The organism is Delftia sp. BGA-UO-ETr-SB1 (assembly GCF_059567865.1).
In genome coordinates this window covers 327,370-342,372 of the sequence record NZ_JCAQOW010000004.1, presented here as the reverse complement: position 1 = coordinate 342,372, position 15,003 = coordinate 327,370, and the positions used below count along the sequence as shown (strand labels likewise).

The window sequence follows — 15,003 nt, the reverse complement described above, 5'->3', positions numbered from 1 at the left end:
CGGCAATCCCGAAGCATCGCTGACACGGTGTTACAGGAGCTGCGGCGTTCACCAGTAGATTGGCGCGTTTCGTCCATTGCAGCCCCAAAAAAAGATGAAACCCAAGATCAACTTCATTGAACGCGAGCGCCTGTTCCGGCGGGAACTGAAACGGCGAAAGGTCAGGTTCCTGCCCATGCAGGTATTGCGCCGGCTGTTCGAGAAGGCAGGTGTCTGAGCCCTCCCCCACGGCTGCAACAACTGGAGCAGGTCTGGCTGCGCATGCAGCCTGGTCAAACCCGCCGCATTCAGCGCTACACCGCCCGGCTCGCTGCCCATGGGTCATGCAATGAATACGGCCGGGTGACTTGGCATGTATGGGCAGCTTTGGCTTTGGATTGCCCGAGAAAACCAGATCAAGATGACTGCCATCAACACTGCGCTCACGTTGGCGTGGATGCTTTCCTTGATCTTCATACCCGTTCTTGTTTTTCTAAAAACAAGGATGCCGCGGAGTACCTCCGCACAGCAAGTCATCAGTGATTACGACGCGCAATTGGCGTCGATTGAAGCCCACCTGCAGGCCAATCGCGCCATTGTTTCCACCCTGCCATCTTGATGTGATGGCTTGCGAAAACGCTTCGCAGGCCATCTCCATGGGTGCTCACGCCCTCACCAGCTGATGCAGCAACTGGCTCAGATCCTCCTGCGAATACGGCTTGGCCAGCCGCGTCATTCCAGGCGGCAGCGCCGGGATATCTGCAAAGCCGCTGGCCAGGATGAAATTCAAGCCTGGATACCGCTGCGCAATGTGTTCGGCCAGCTCGACGCCGTTCATGCCGGGCATGGCGTAGTCGGAGATGACCACGTCAAAGCGTGCCTGGCGCGCCAGCAGGTCGATGGCCTCCTGCCCGGCGCCGAGGGCCGTGACACGGTGGCCCAGGTCCTCCAGCAGGGCCGAGGCGTTGGCCAGCACCAGCGGGTCGTCGTCCACCAGCAGCACGTCCATGGGTCCCACGTCCTGCGTGCGCTGGGTGCCCAGGTGGCAGGCCGTGCTCTCGTCCTTGGAGATGGGCATCCACATCTCCACCGTGGTGCCGTTGCCCGGTGTGCTGTGCAGCACGAGCTTGCCGCCGGATTGGGCCACCAGCCCGTCCACCATGGCCAGGCCCAGGCCGGTGCCCTTGCCCACGCCCTTGGTGGTGAAGAAGGGCTCGACCACGCGGGACAGCGTCTGCTCGTCCATGCCCTCGCCGGTGTCCTCCACGCGCACGCAGACATAAGAGCCTGCCGCAAGGCCTGCAAGCTGGCGCGGCAGCATCGTTTCCACGGCCGCCGCGATCTTGATGACGCCGCCGCCCGGCATGGCGTCGCGCGAGTTGGCGACGAGGTTGAGCATGCTGCTCTCGAACTGGCTGGGGTCGGTGAGGATGCGCGGCAGGTTGGCGGCCAGGGCCATCTTGAGAAAGATATGCGGGCCGGCCGCCTGCTGCAGCAGGCCTTGCAGGCCCGACAGCAGCACCGCCACGTCCACGGCCTCCGTCTTCAATTCCTGCTGCCGCGCAAAGGCCATCATGCGCTGGGTCAGCGAGGCGCCACGCTGGGCGCCGCGCGTGGCGGTCTCCACCAGCGCGCGCAGCCGCTCGTCGGGCGGCATGCGCTTGCGCAGCAGCTCCAGGCTGCTGAGCACCGCCATCAGCAGGTTGTTGAAGTCATGGGCCACGCCGCCCGTGAAGCGGCCGATGGCCTCCATCTTCAAGGCCTGGCGCAGCTGGGATTCGGCGGCCTTGCGCTCGGTCACATCGCGGGTGACCTTGGCAAAGCCGATCAGCCGGCCGTCATCGTAGATGGCATCGATGACCACCGAGGCCCAAAAACGCGAGCCATCCTTGCGCACGCGCAGGCCTTCGGCCTCCATGCGGCCCGTGCTGACCGCCGTGCGCAGCCCCGCCTGGGGCAGCCCGGCCTGCTGGTCTTCGGGCGTGTAAAAGCGCGAGAAATGGGTGTTGAGGACCTCCTCCTCCTCATAGCCCTTGATGCGCTTGGCGCCCAGGTTCCAGCTCACGATGCGGCCTTCGGGGTCGAGCATGTAGATCGCATAGTCGGTCACGCTTTGCACCAGCAAGGCAAAGCTGCGCTCGGCGCTGGAAAGCGGGCTGGACAGGGGCGGCGGCGCTGCAGGCGGGTGCGCATCGGCCTCGCGCACGCACAGCAGCAACGCCGGGCTGCCGTCCGGCAGCCGTATGCGCGATGTGCTCGAAGCCACGGGCCGCTCGCGCCCTGAACAGGTCAGAAGCGGCCAGCAGCTGGCCTGCCGGGGCTGTGCGGCCTGGGCAGGAGGCTCCCATTGGCGGCTTGCCCAGCCCGAACGCGCAGCCTGGGCCACGAAACGCTCTTCGAAAACGCTGCCCTCCAGCGCATCTCCGGAGTGGTCCAGCAGGCTGCGGGCCTGGCGGTTGCAGTGGGCCAGACGGCCGTCGAGCCCAACGACAAAGACGGCGTCGGGAAACGCATCCAGAACGGCGTGGCCCGGGTCAAGGGGCAAGAGAGCGTCGGAGCCTGGAGAGGCCGACGCCAGACCATTCGAGGTCAGCATGTGAGCGACTCCGTAGGCAAATGGGTTGAATGCGCCGCGAAAATTGTAAGCAGCACGGATTCATCGCAAGCGGTTGCATCACAGGATCAGGGACGCGCTTCCGGTTCGTGCTCGGAAGCCACCGGGGCAGGCGCGGCGTCCAGGTCGGGCTCGGAATGCAAGGCCTCGCTGAGCTGGTCCACCACCAGCGCCCAGGTCGCATCGGCATGCCACTGCTGCGAGAACAGGGCGCGTTGTGCATCGGTCCAGAACGGAGCGTCCACCAGCAGCGTGTTTTTCTCCAGGCGGTGCGAAAGAATGAACTGACGGATGCCCTCCGGGCTGGAGTCCAGTCCCAGCTGATCGAAGAGGTTGGTCATGGTGGGTTCGGCTGTGATCATGGTGTGTCCTTCTTGGGTGTGGCGGGGGTTGCTCCAAGGCTAGAAGCTCGGCCGGCAGCCCCATGTCGGACACCGAAGCAAGCTACCGTCGGAAGCCCTTCTGCGCTTGGGCAGCAGTGCCCGCGCACAGCACAGCCCTGCTCCTACAAGGCGGCACCAGCGCACTGGCGCACCATGCAGCCACCTCATCACCGGACATCTATTCCATGAAAAAACTGCTGCTTGCCACCGCCATTTCCCTTGCCTTCGCCGCAGGCCTGTCGACCGCCCACGCCCAGGTGGGCAAGGCCGCCTCCGAGGCCGCCGACGCCGCAGACCACAAGGTGAAGGAAAAGCAAGCCGACGCCAAGGCCAAGGACAGCGGGCCGGTCGGCAAGGCCGTGAACAACGTCAAGTCGGACTACCACAAGAAGCGCTCCAAGCAGTCGGCAGACAACGCCAAGGAATCGCTGAAGAAGGCGACCGAGTAAACGGCACTGCCCGGATGGACAAAGGCCCACTTGCGTGGGCCTTTGTCTTTTGCAGAGGCCGGCGCTGCCGGCGCGGCCTCAGAAGCTGTGCCGCAGCGTCACCATCACATTGCGCGGCGCACCGGGCAGGTTCAGGTTGGGGCTGGTGCCGTGGGCCGAGACGATGTAGCGGCGGTCGAACAGGTTGCGCAGGTTCAGCTGCACCGTGGTGGCACGGCCGATGCGGTACTGGGCCATGGCATCCACCACCGTGTAGGCGGGCAGCGTGACGGTGTTGCCGGGGTTGGCAAAGCGGTCGCCCACGTAGTTGAGGCCGCCGCCCACGGTCCAGGCATCGCCCAGGCGCTGGGTGAGCCAGACAGACAGGGAGTTCCTGGGCGTGATGGTGGCGCGCTTGCCCTGCACGGGCTGGCCGGCGTCCACGGTGGTGGATTCGGTGACCACGGCATCCAGGTAGGCGTAGCTGAAGGTGGCCTGGGTGCCGGGGCGCAGTTCGCCGGACAGCGACAGCTCCAGGCCGCGCGTGCGCTGCGTGCCGATGGGGATCAGCTGGGTGGGCTGGGCCGGGTTGGTGGTCTTGATGTCGGTGCGTTCCAGCTGGAACAGCGATGCCGTCGCCATGGCCTTGCCGTCCATCAGGTCCCATTTGCCGCCCACTTCATAGTTGGTGGTGCTTTCCGGCTTGATGGCGGCATTGGTGGCCGACAGCGCAAACATCTCGGCCGAAGGCTGGTAGGAGCGGCTGACCGACAGGTAATAGGACTGCACGGCATCGGGCTGCCACACCAGGCCGGCGCGCGGGCTCCAGGTGGAGTCCGTGCGGCTGAAGTCGCTCTGGCCGGCCAGGCGGTTGTCGGTTTCCTGGCCGAAGCGGTCATAGCGCAGGCCCACCAGCAGCTTCCACTGCGGCGACAGCGTGACCTGGTCCTGCAGGTACAGGGCCCGCGTGAGGTAGCGGTTGAGCGTGCTGCCGCTCAGGGTGCCGCCGCCGTTGAGCGGGGCCACGGGCAGCACGGGGTTCCAGAGGTTCACGTTGGCCAGGGTGCCGCCGCTGTAGGACAGCGCATCCTTGTTCTGCTGGCCCAGCTCCAGGCCGTAGAGCACTTCATGCTGCACGCTGCCGGTGCTGAAATTCTGGATCAGCTCGGTCTGGTTGAAGATGCCGTGCTCGTTGCGGTCCACGCCCGAGCGGGTCAGCGCCACGGTGCCGGCCGCCTCGTTGGTGGTGCCGGCCGGCAAGGTGTTCTGGCGGTCCAGCTCGTAGTGGTAGTAGCGCAGCGCGTTGCGCACGCGCAGCGTGTCCGAGAAGCGGTGGTTGAAGGTGGCAGTGAAGGAGCCCACGGTGGATTCGGAGGTGTCCGCATCGCGCGCATTGGCCGAGCCGTAGTAGGTGCCGGGCGCCACATCCACGGGGCGGCCGCGGTAGGCGGGAATGCCGAAGTCGGTGACGCGCTTGTCGCGCAGCAGCTCGGCCTGCAGCGTCAGCGAGGTGTTGCCGTCCGGCTTCCACATGACGGAGGGGGCGATGGTCTCGCGCTTGAGGAACTGCTGGCTGCGGTAGCTGTTGGCGTCTTCGGCGGCGCCGGTGACGCGCCAGGACCAGTCGCTGCCCTCGGGCGCGCGGCCCACGTCGAATTCGGCACGCTTGTCGGCCCAGCTTCCAATGCTGACGGCCACGTCGGAGACATTGACGCCCGGCTTCTTGGTCACGCGGTTGACCAGGCCGCCCGAGGAACCCCGGCCATAGAGCACGGCGGCCGGGCCCTTGACGACTTCCACGCGCTCGATGTTGGAGAGGTCGCGGAAATACAGCGCATCGTCGCGGAAGCCATCCACGAACTGGTCGCCGATGCTGGTGAAGCCGCGGATGCTGACCTGGTCGCGCTGGCCGTCGCCGTGCGACAGGCCGATTCCGGCCACGTTGCGCAGCGTGTCCTGCAGCGAGGTGGCGGCCTGGTCGCGCATGACCTGCTGGGGGATCACATTGATGGTCTGGGGCACGTCGCGCAGCGGCGCCTCGGTCTTGGTGCCGCTGGCGGCCGAGGGGGCGTAGTAGGCCGTGTCCTCCGCGCGCGAGGCCAGCACTCGCACTTCTGCCATGACGGCGCCCCCAGCGCCGGAGCTGGCAGCCGGGCCGCCGCTGCGCTCCACGGTGAAGGTGCGCTCATCCTGCGCACGCACCTGCAGGCCGCTGCCGGCCAGCAGGCGCTGCAGGGCCTCGCGCACTTCCAGCGTGCCGCGCAGCGCGGGCGCCTGCAGGCCCTGGGCCACATCGGTGAGGAAGATGATCTGGGCGCCGCTTTGGCGCGCCAGCGCGTTCAGCGACTGGGCCAGCGGCTGGGCAGGCAGGTCCACGGCCAGGGGCTGGGCATGGGCCAGGCCGGCAATGCACAGTGCGGCGGCCAGGGCCGCGATGCGAAGGCGCGGCAGGCCGGTGACGGTAGGGGAAGGGTTCATGGCGACATCTCTCCTGAGGCGTTGGATACGGAATACGGGGTACGGCGGTGGCGGCAGGCCCCTCCAGGGCCTGTTCGGCCCCGGGCGCGATGCCGGTCTGCCTGTAAGCCGCTGCAGCGCGCAGGTTTGTACACATGGCCACGGAAAATTTCTGGATCAGGCCAGCGGCTGCAGGGACAACTGCCGGGCGGCCTACCTGCGCCTACCTGTGGCGCGTGGAGATCAGCACGCGGCCGCCGTCCTCATGCCGCACCTGCACGGGGGCAAGGCGGGGCAGCAAGTCCAGCAGCTGGTCGATGCGGTCCAGGTCGAACTGCCCCGAGATGCGCAGCTGCGCCGCATGCCGGTCGGCCAGCACGATGGGTGCGCTGCGGTAGCGCTGCATCTGCGCCACGGCCTCGGACAGCGGCGTGCCGTCCAGCACCAGGCGGCCCTCCCGCCAGGCCAGGGCGGCCAGGGCAGCGGCGCCGTCGCCCGCCTCTGCCGGCACGAGCTGCGGCAGCGGCCGGCCGGCGCGCGTGCGCAGTTGCTGGCCGGTGGACAGCTCCACGGGTGCGCCGCCACCATCCATGGAATGCACGCGTACCCTGCCCTGCAGCACGGTGATGTCGGCGCCATCCTCATGGCGGTGCACGCCGAACACGGTGCCGATGTCCTGCACCACCACGCCGCCGGCCTGCACGGTGAAGGGCCGCTGCAGCCAGGGCACCCAGCCGTGCCAGAAGGCATGGGATACCTCGAAGGACGCCTCCCCCTGGTCCAGCACCAGGCGGCGCGAGCGCAGGTGCTGCGCCACTTGCACGCGCGAGCCGGTGTTCAGCTGCACCTCGCTGCCATCGGCCAGTTGCCAGCTCTGGCGCTGGCCCACGGCCGTCGCCAGGGTCTGGCGCTGCAGCGCGGGGTCGGCCCAGAGCAGCAGCGCCAGCGCCGCCAGGGCCGCAGCCGTGCCTGCGCGCAGCGCCCTGCGCTGGCGCAGTTTCTGGCGCTGGGCGGCGGCCTGCTCGATTTCCTCGGGCGTGGGCAGGTGCCGGCGCAGCATGTCGGCAAAGGGGGCCAGGGCGTCATCGACGGGCAGATGGGCGCTGCGCCCCGAAGACTGCGCAGAAGCACCCTGGCGCGCGCTGCGCGTGCCGCCTGTGCTGCGCGTGATCTCAGGCGGCATGGTCGGCCGTGAGCACGGGCTGCACATCGCGCAGTGCACGCGCCAGATGGCGGGCCACCATGCCGCGCGAGATGCCCATCCGCTGCGCGGCCTCTTCCTGCGGCATGCCGTAGAGCTTGGTGAGGATGAAGGCCTCGCGGCTGGCCTGGGGCAGCTGCTCTATCGCCACCAGCAGCGCGCGCTGGCGCTGGGCGGCGGCCACGGCCAGCTCGGGCGGGGACAGCGGCATGGCTGCGGCGGGGGCAAGGCGCTCTTCCAGCTCGGCGCCATCGAAGGGCGTTTCGGGCCGGCGCGCCTGGGCCCGGTGGCGGTCTATGGCCAGGTCGCGCGCCAGATGCCGCAGAAAGGCCAGCGGGTTGGCAATGCCCTGGGGAACGGGCCGCTCCATCAACCGCAGGCACAGCTCGTTGACGATTTCGCGAGGCTGGCATTCGTCGCCGAAGCGGTGGCGCAGGAAACCGACCAGTTCGTCATAGTGCTGCACCAGCTGGGCCAGCAGGGGCTCGGCGGGCAGTTGTAGCGTGGAGGGGGACGGCATGGAGGAAAAGCCAATCGCGAAGAAGATCGCAAATGATTCTTATTATCCTATGCAGTTGCCATGCTTACCGTTGGCAAACCGGGCGGTGACGCGCCGCCGCAACAGCGGCGGGCGAACGGCTCAGGGCAGCGGCGCGCGCATTCCGGTGAGTCCCGGCATGACCTCCCGCATGGCCGCGATGAAGGCGCGCAGGCGCGCCGGCTGGTGGCGCGCCTGCGGATACACCAGGTGCACGGGCAGCGGCGCGGCCTGCCAGTCCGGGGCCAGGTGCACCAGGCGGCCCGCCTCCAGATCGTCGCGCACGATCCAGGCCGAGGCCAGGGCCGCACCCAGCCCGCCCAGGGCGGCGTTGCGCAGCGCATAAAGGCTGTCGGTGCTGAGCCGGGGCTCGAACTGCAGACGCCAGGATTTGCACACCCGCTCATCGCCCACGCGGTGCAGTTCCAGCTCGCGCTGGTAGAAAGTGCGCAGCGCAATCCAGGGCAGCCCCTGCAGCTCGCGCGGGTGCTGGGGCACGCTGCCCTGCCCCAGCAAGGCAGGCGCGGCCACGGCAATGCGCGGCACCTCGGCCACGCGCAGCGCGACCACCGATGGATCGACCACGGCGCCCACCTGCACGGCGCAGTCGATGCCCTCGGCAATGAAGTCCGGCTGGCGGTCATGCAGCAGCCACTCGACCTTGACGGCCGGATGGCGGCCCAGGAACTGCAGCAGCGGCGCCATGAGCTGGTCCTGGCCGAAGGCGTGGGGCGCGACCACGCGCAGCAGGCCGCGCGGCGTGTCCTGGGCGCCGCGCAGGTCGGACTCCAGCGCCCGCCATGTATCGAGCAGTTCGCGCGCATGGGCCAGGCAGCGCTCTCCGTCGTCGGTCAGCGCCATGGCGTGGGTGGAGCGCCGCAGCAGGCGCAGGCCCAGCGCGCGCTCCAGCGTCTGCAGGCGCCGGCTGACCGTGGGCTGGGTGGTGGACATCTGCTGCGCGGCGGCCGAGAGGCTGCCGCTTTCGACGATGCGCACAAAGGTCTGCAGCAGTTCGATGCGGTCTGCGCCCGAAGGCAGGGAGAGGTCGGCGATGGTCATACGCCAAGCGTATATCGATTCTGCGGATGCAGCCACTACCGTGGGTTGCTGCATCGCACCACACTACGGCCATCGTTTCTCAAACACGCCGTACGGGCGGATCAACATGTCTTGCATTCAATCTACGCATAACCAAGCGGCCACCAGCGAAAAGGCGTCCGGCGTGCCCCGGTCGCTGGTGCTGCTGATGGCGACCACGGCGGGCGTGGGCGTGGCCTCGCTCTACTACAGCCAGCCCATGCTGGGCGTGCTCGGCCCCGACCTGGGCGCGGGCGAGCGCGCCGTGGGCTTTGTGCCCACGCTGACCCAGCTGGGCTATGCGCTGGGCATTTTGCTGCTGGCCCCGCTGGGCGACCGCATGGACCGCCGGCGCATCATCCTGGCCAAGACTGCCGCGCTGATGCTGGCCCTGCTGGCCAGCGGCCTGGCCCCGGGCCTGGCGCCGCTGCTGGCCGCCAGCCTGGCCGTGGGCCTGGCCGCCACCCTGGCGCAGGATGTGGTGCCGGCCGCCGCCACGCTGGCGCCCGAGCAACAGCGCGGCAAGGTGGTGGGCACGGTGATGACGGGGCTGCTGCTGGGCATTTTGCTGTCGCGCGTGGTCAGCGGGCTGCTGGCCGAGCATGGCGGCTGGCGCAGCGTCTACCTGCTGGCCGCCGCTGCCATGGCACTGCTGGGGGTGGCCCTGTGGCGCGGCCTGCCCAGTTTCAGGCCGACCACGCAACTGGGCTATGGCGCGCTGCTGGGCTCCATGGTGCAACTGTGGCGCGGCCAGCCCGCGCTGCGCCGTGCGGCCCTGGCCCAGGGCCTGCTGTCGGTGGCCTTCAGTGCCTTCTGGTCCACGCTGGCCGTGATGCTGCACCAGCAGTTCCACATGGGCAGCGCCGCAGCCGGCGCCCTGGGCCTGGCGGGCGCCGCCGGTGCGCTGGCCGCGCCGCTGGCAGGCCGGCTGGCCGACCGCAGCGGCCCGCAGCGCGTGACCTGCCTGGGTGCGGGCCTGGCCCTGGCGTCGTTTGCCGTGCTGGCACTGTCGCCCTGGCTGCCGGCTGCGGCCCGGCTGCCGCTGCTGGTGGCCAGCGCCATCGGTTTCGACTTCGGCATCCAGGCGACGCTGGTAGCGCACCAGACCCTGGTGTATGGCCTGGACCCCGCTGCACGCAGCCGGCTCAATGCGCTGCTGTTCACGGGCGTGTTCATCGGCATGGCCTCGGGCTCGGCGCTGGGCGCACTGGCCCTGGCGCAGTGGGGCTGGAGCGGCGTGGTGGCCCTGGCCTGCGCGGCATCGGCGGCGGCATTGGCCGTGCGGCTGGCGGGCCGCAACCGCTGAACTTCCGCGGGCTGCCGGCAGGCTTATGCCCCGCCCTGCAGCCGTGCCGCGCGCTGGGCCAGCCGCTGCTGCTCCGAGGCGCGCAGGGCAGCGATCTGCGCCAGGATCTGCTGCTGCTTTTCCATCAGGCGCTGCGTGTGCACGCCATGCGCATCCCCCGCCAGGCCCTGGGCGATGCAGGCAAGCGCGCGCGCCGGGTCGCCGCGCTGTTGCCAGGTGTAGGCCAGGTTGAGCTGGGTGCGCGCATCGCGCGGGTCTATGCCTTCGGCCTGCAGGTAGGCGTCATGCGCGGCCGCGAACTGCTCCTGGCAGAACAGGCAGTCGCCCAGCACATTCCACAGCCAGGTACTGAGCCAGGGATTGAGGTCCAGCGCGCTGCGCGCCAGCTCGATGCCGGCGGCAAAGTCCCGCAGCTGCAGGCCCACGAATTCGGCCACCTCGCCCAGCAGCCGCCAGTCGCGCGGGCTGCGGGTGATGGCCTGGCGGTAGCTTTCCAAAGCGGCGTCCTGGCGGCCCGACTCCAGGTGCGTGCGGGCCTCCTGGGCCGGGGCCTCGAAGAACTGCTGCGCGTCGGCGCTGAAGCGGTTGAGAAAGGCGGCCGCCGTGCGCTCGCATCCCTCGCCGATCAGCAGCCGCGCATGGATGGCCCTTTGCGCATCGCCCGAAGGCGCCAGCACCTGCCAGCCCTCGCGCCCGAACAATTGCGCCAGCAGCGGAAAGTTCAGGCCGATGGCGCTGGTGCGGCCAAAGCGCTGGGAGGCGCCCGCCTGGGCCGCCGCCTCGGGCGTGCAGGCGCCGTAGTCGTTGATGAGCACCAGCCCCTTGGGCGCCAGCCGCTGCTGCAGCGTCTGCAGCGCGCCAAAGGCGCCGTGGTTGACCAGCAGGCGCGGTGCCGCCTCGCTGACGGACAAGGCGGCTTCCACCCAGGGCGACAGCGCTGCCTGGTCGCAGTCGAAGAAGCCCACCTCCTGCTCGAACAGGCCCACCAGGGGCAGCAGGCGCGCACGCTGCTCTGCATCCGCATGGTCCACCAGGGCGCGGATCTCGCCCGGCGACAGCGCGGTGTACTGGCGCACGAGCTGGGCGTCATCGGTGAGGCGGGTGCGTATGCGCAATTCCTGCACCGGCCCGTCGCCCTGCCGCCGCACGACGGTGGCAGGCAGCACGTCCAGCACGTAGTTGCAGAACACGGCGTGCAGCGGCGGCAGGGGCACGGTGCTGCCGTCCGGCAGCTGCACGGCCTCGGCCCGCATGGCGTCGCAGCAGCCGGCCACGACCTGGCCGCCGAACTCGGCAAACAGCGCGCGCTCCTGCCATTGCGCAACCGTGCGGGGAGATCCATCGGTGACGTAGTAGACCAGCCGCTGGTCGAAATCACGCCCTTCCTGCTGGCACAGGTGCCGGAAGGCCTGCAGGAACATGCGCGCAAACAGGCCGCAGCCGGCGCCCAATTCCAGCACGGCAATGGCGCCTTGCGGCGCGGTGTCCGCGCAGTGGTGGAACAGCAGGGCCGCCGCATCTTCCGAAAGGCGGCCGCTGTTGTTGACCACGTAGGGCACTTCGTTCTCGGCAAAGGTCAGCAGGCCGGCCTGCGCCCAGTGCAGGTGGCCCAGCTCCCACTCGATGCTTTCGGTGATGGGGCGAAAGTCCTGCAGCAGCTGCGAGGCAACGCGCACGCCCGAAAGAACGTCCTGCGGGGCGCGGATGGCAGGCGGACCGCCCGGCGCTGCGTCAGCGTCCATGGCGGGAAGGGACGCGGACAGGGACACAGGCAGGGGCAGCGAAAGGGACAGTGGCGCGCGCAGGGCGGCCTCGCCCGTCGAAGGGTCGATTCTCAAGATGCTCTCTCCGGAAGATGCGATGGGAGTGACGCCTGCCTGCACGGCAGGCGTCCGGGCAGGCTCAGGGCACGGGCGCCCACTTGGACCAGTTCAGGTCGGCCTGCTCGAAATCGGCCTTGAGCATGCGGCGCATGGCGTCCACCTCGTCCTGGGTGATCTGCGCTTCCTTGACCTGCTTGCCGGTGGCCGCCGTGCGGGCCTTGGCAAGATCGGCCTTGGTCACGGAGGCGGCTCCAGCCCAGATGGACTTGGCGGACCCCACATTCACCCAATGCTTGCCCTGGGACTGCAGGTCGGCCTGGTAGGCGGATTTCCAGCCCATGTTGTTCTGCGACACGGCGTTGAGCAGCTTGGCCAGCGAGCGCTGGTTGCTCACCCCCTGCTGGGCGAATGCCTGCAGGTGAACGCGCTCGAACTTCAGCGGCAGCAGGCCCTGCTTGGCCGCCAGGCTGTCGCGCTCATTCCACCAGCGCGATGCATCGGCGGACTTGACGGCCTCCAACTGGTTGAGCCAGTCGGCGTCGGTGACGATGCTGCCGTCGCCCTTGACCCACTGGAAGCGCTTGAAGCCGATGTCGGCCGCGCGGCCGAAGTTGTGGTTGCTCTCGCCCGGGCCGGCCTTGGTCTGGGTCTCGGCGGCCTGCTGGGCAAAGGTGCGCCGGCGCCCCGTGGGCGTGATCCACAGCGCGATCTTGTGCGTGTCATACATCTGCTGCACCAGGCTGGCCAGCTTGGCGCGGAAGGTGGGCTCGTACTCCGCATCGTTGGCAATGGCGGCCTTGCTGGTGGCCACGTCCTGGGCCTTGGCCTCCAGGTACACCGTCTTGGAGTTCTGCGCGGCGCGCATGCCCTGGTGCGAGGCCGGCAGCATGCCGCTGAGCTTGGCCACCGTGGCCCCTCCGGCTGCCGCCAGGCCCAGCGCCTCCTTGGCACCCCCGGCCTGCGGCTGGCCCGGCGCGGCCTTGGCGGCGGCGAGCTTGTGGTCGTTCTGGAAACGCTCCAGCGCGGCGCGCGTCTGCGCGCCGTAGCTGCCGTCGTAGTCCACGCCCAGATACGGCGCGTTCTTGGCGTCCTTGACCACGCGCAGCATGGCCTGCAGCAGGGCCACGTCATGCACCTGGTTGCTGCCGCCCTCGCCTACGCTGTCCTTGATGTCAGGCATGCTTCTCCCCTCGTTGTGGTTGTCGATATGGCCCGCAGCACCGGCTCAGCGGGCGGGCTCGGGTTTGCTGTCGGTTTTGCGGTCGGTTTTGTTGCCGGTTTTTTTGCCGGGATTCAGGCCGGCATCCGGCAGCAGGTGCACCAATGGCACGGTGCGCGGCTGCAGGCTGGCCGAGCAGGCACGCAGCCGCAGAGATTCAGCATGCGCCTGCGCCATGTCCGCCGCCACCTGCACCAGGGCGTGATGGGGCGCGGCGCCTGCGGGGCGTGTGCGCACGACGGAATAGGCGCCCAGGCATTCGGCCTGCTGCGCGCGTGCGGCACGCGCTGCCGCCACGCTGGCATAGCGCGCCGCCACCACGGCCTGCACGGCGGCCGGTGGTGCCGAGGCCTGCTCGGCAAACGCCTGCCGGCCCTTGTTCCAGCGCAGGCTGCGGGTCTCGATCTGGTCGGGCGCATCGTCCTGCGGTGATGCATAGCGCACCAGCAGCACCGGAATCCGGCCCGTGGGCGCCAGCACCCAGCTTTGGTAGTTGCCCTGGGGCTCGTCGTACTGCCAGGCCAGGTGCGGGCCCTGGGCGGTGGCGACATACAGCGCATGGCGGCGCTTGGGATGCTCAAAGCCCCCCATCTGCGTGACCAGCAGCGCACGCGAGCCGCCCTGCACGCCGGGCAGGCGCAAGCTGCGCACGGCAGCGGTGACGGTGTCTTCTTCCTCGCCAGTCGTCCACACGCGCTCGAGGTGCTGGAGCCCTGCTGCCGCAGACAGCGGATCGCCCACGCCGTACAGCGGATCGGGCTGCGCCAATTGCGCCGGCCCCCTGGACGCCGGCCAGGACAGCGCCGCTGGCTGGCCCTGCTGCACACCGGCACGCACCAGCCTCAACTCAAAGGGACAAGGCGCCGCCGTGCAGGCAGGCAGCGACAACTCATAGGCAGGCGCCCCCTTGGCCGTGCCGGACGGCAGGCTTTCCAGCACCTGCCGCTGCGGCCCGGCAGCGAGCGCCGCCCCGGCACCCAGCACCGCCGCAAGGCTCAAGGCCAGTGCCCGCCATGGCAGCGCCCCGCCACAGTAAAAATCGGAGCGCATTGAATGGTGAGCCATGGTGATAGCGGGTTTCTATGATTGGCCTGGGCTGTCGATACGCCGCAATACAGGAGGAATCTGCCGCAATGGGCTTGAAACAGGCATTTCAAGGCCCGGCGCCGCAGGCATTGTCTACAAGCTGGCATGCGGCGTCTGTTGCAAAATGCATCCGGCGCTTGAGAATTGCATTCAACATTTGCAATTCATCCAGGATGCATTCTGGAACCGTTCAAACCAGATAAATTTCATTTGCACAAAAATCAACAACATCAATGACTTACATGAAATTCACCCCAATTTCACAAAGCAAAGAAAATACCTTCTTGTATACATGACAGCTCCCAACATCTGCCTCCATCGAATGCACGGGCTGAGGAAAACCTGAATCAATGCGGATACGCCATGGTTTGCCAACTGCAAATAGCGCGCACCGAGGATTCCCTTGATGGACCCGCATCAAAAGTCCGCCGGATTTCACGATACTGCAACCATTCACCATCCCAAATGGCTTGCGGCTGGACGACCGGGGCGGCCTCGCCGGTTGTACCTGCAAGGTGCAGCGGGGCACACCCGCATCGCCGCCGGTTCCAGCTTCTTACCGTGACCGCCCGAAATCACTGCTACAATCGCTGGCTTCGGAGAGGTGGATGAGCGGTTTAAGTCGCACGCCTGGAAAGCGTGTGTGGGCTAATCCCCACCGCGGGTTCGAATCCCGCCCTCTCCGCCATACACCCAGCAAAACGGGCCCCTACACGGGGCCCGTTTTCGTTTCCGGGCCGGCTTGTGGCAAGGTTCATGCCCAGGTTTGCGCCCGCCGCGCCCGCCCCTGCCCCGGCCCCGCGCACCGGCCGCACATCAGGGAAAGCGACAGCACGGACACCCCCTCCAAGCCTTGCGCAGACGCGCCCCAGGGCTTGCAATAGGCAGCAGC

General features: G+C 68.4%; 13 protein-coding genes and 1 tRNA gene. 5 read left to right on the top strand and 9 right to left on the bottom strand.

Annotated elements, in window-relative coordinates:
* Positions 1-94: 94 nt before the first annotated feature.
* Complete coding sequence (locus tag AC57B5_RS02085) at positions 95-217, top strand: hypothetical protein (RefSeq protein ID WP_013803059.1); 123 nt, start codon at positions 95-97, stop codon at positions 215-217.
* A gap of 183 nt (positions 218-400) precedes the next feature.
* The gene (locus AC57B5_RS02080; RefSeq protein ID WP_260263119.1) at positions 401-598 is read left to right on the top strand and encodes a hypothetical protein; all 198 of its coding nucleotides are present in this window, start codon (positions 401-403) and stop codon (positions 596-598) included.
* Positions 599-643: 45 nt separating this feature from the next.
* On the opposite strand, the gene AC57B5_RS02075 is transcribed toward AC57B5_RS02080, so the two are convergent.
* Both AC57B5_RS02075 and AC57B5_RS02070 read right to left on the bottom strand, forming a co-directional pair.
* Entirely contained in the window at positions 644-2,575 is a 1,932-nt protein-coding gene (locus AC57B5_RS02075) for a PAS domain S-box protein (RefSeq protein ID WP_492385316.1), read from the bottom strand.
* A gap of 86 nt (positions 2,576-2,661) precedes the next feature.
* Complete coding sequence (locus tag AC57B5_RS02070) at positions 2,662-2,955, bottom strand: DUF2789 domain-containing protein (RefSeq protein WP_199961389.1); 294 nt, start codon at positions 2,953-2,955, stop codon at positions 2,662-2,664.
* Between the two features lie 206 nt (positions 2,956-3,161).
* Between AC57B5_RS02070 and AC57B5_RS02065 the strand changes: the two genes are divergently transcribed.
* Positions 3,162-3,425 (top strand): hypothetical protein, encoded by a 264-nt coding sequence (locus AC57B5_RS02065; protein ID WP_034398349.1) that lies wholly within the window; start codon positions 3,162-3,164, stop codon positions 3,423-3,425.
* 78 nt (positions 3,426-3,503) lie between these two features.
* Here the strand turns inward: AC57B5_RS02065 and AC57B5_RS02060 are convergent, their stop codons facing one another.
* The 4 genes from AC57B5_RS02060 to AC57B5_RS02045 form a co-directional block, all read right to left on the bottom strand.
* Entirely contained in the window at positions 3,504-5,882 is a 2,379-nt protein-coding gene (locus AC57B5_RS02060; RefSeq protein WP_199961388.1) for a TonB-dependent siderophore receptor, read from the bottom strand.
* A gap of 202 nt (positions 5,883-6,084) precedes the next feature.
* On the bottom strand, positions 6,085-7,044 hold the full coding sequence (locus tag AC57B5_RS02055) for a FecR family protein (protein WP_496398598.1): 960 nt from the start codon (positions 7,042-7,044) through the stop codon (positions 6,085-6,087).
* The gene (locus AC57B5_RS02050; protein WP_065347574.1) at positions 7,034-7,582 is read right to left on the bottom strand and encodes an RNA polymerase sigma factor; all 549 of its coding nucleotides are present in this window, start codon (positions 7,580-7,582) and stop codon (positions 7,034-7,036) included. The genes AC57B5_RS02055 and AC57B5_RS02050 overlap by 11 nt, the downstream gene beginning before the upstream one ends.
* Positions 7,583-7,702: 120 nt before the next feature.
* On the bottom strand, positions 7,703-8,659 hold the full coding sequence (locus AC57B5_RS02045; RefSeq protein ID WP_496398597.1) for a LysR family transcriptional regulator: 957 nt from the start codon (positions 8,657-8,659) through the stop codon (positions 7,703-7,705).
* Positions 8,660-8,765: 106 nt separating this feature from the next.
* Between AC57B5_RS02045 and AC57B5_RS02040 the strand changes: the two genes are divergently transcribed.
* Complete coding sequence (locus AC57B5_RS02040) at positions 8,766-9,983, top strand: MFS transporter (protein ID WP_496398596.1); 1,218 nt, start codon at positions 8,766-8,768, stop codon at positions 9,981-9,983.
* Positions 9,984-10,006: 23 nt separating this feature from the next.
* Here AC57B5_RS02040 and AC57B5_RS02035 read toward each other — a convergent pair whose 3' ends face one another.
* The 3 genes from AC57B5_RS02035 to AC57B5_RS02025 all read right to left on the bottom strand — a co-directional run bounded on the left by AC57B5_RS02035 (position 10,007) and on the right by AC57B5_RS02025 (position 14,024).
* Positions 10,007-11,821 carry a tetratricopeptide repeat protein gene (locus AC57B5_RS02035; protein ID WP_496398595.1) on the bottom strand — a complete coding sequence of 605 codons (1,815 nt, stop codon included), beginning with the start codon at positions 11,819-11,821 and terminating at the stop codon, positions 10,007-10,009.
* A 64-nt stretch (positions 11,822-11,885) separates the two neighbouring features.
* Positions 11,886-12,986 (bottom strand): M15 family metallopeptidase domain-containing protein, encoded by a 1,101-nt coding sequence (locus tag AC57B5_RS02030; protein ID WP_043823588.1) that lies wholly within the window; start codon positions 12,984-12,986, stop codon positions 11,886-11,888.
* A gap of 45 nt (positions 12,987-13,031) precedes the next feature.
* Complete coding sequence (locus AC57B5_RS02025) at positions 13,032-14,024, bottom strand: hypothetical protein (protein WP_448677555.1); 993 nt, start codon at positions 14,022-14,024, stop codon at positions 13,032-13,034.
* 685 nt (positions 14,025-14,709) lie between these two features.
* On the opposite strand from AC57B5_RS02025, the gene AC57B5_RS02020 reads away from it, so the two are divergent.
* Positions 14,710-14,799 (top strand) — tRNA-Ser (locus tag AC57B5_RS02020).
* The last annotated feature ends 204 nt before the right edge of the window (positions 14,800-15,003 follow it).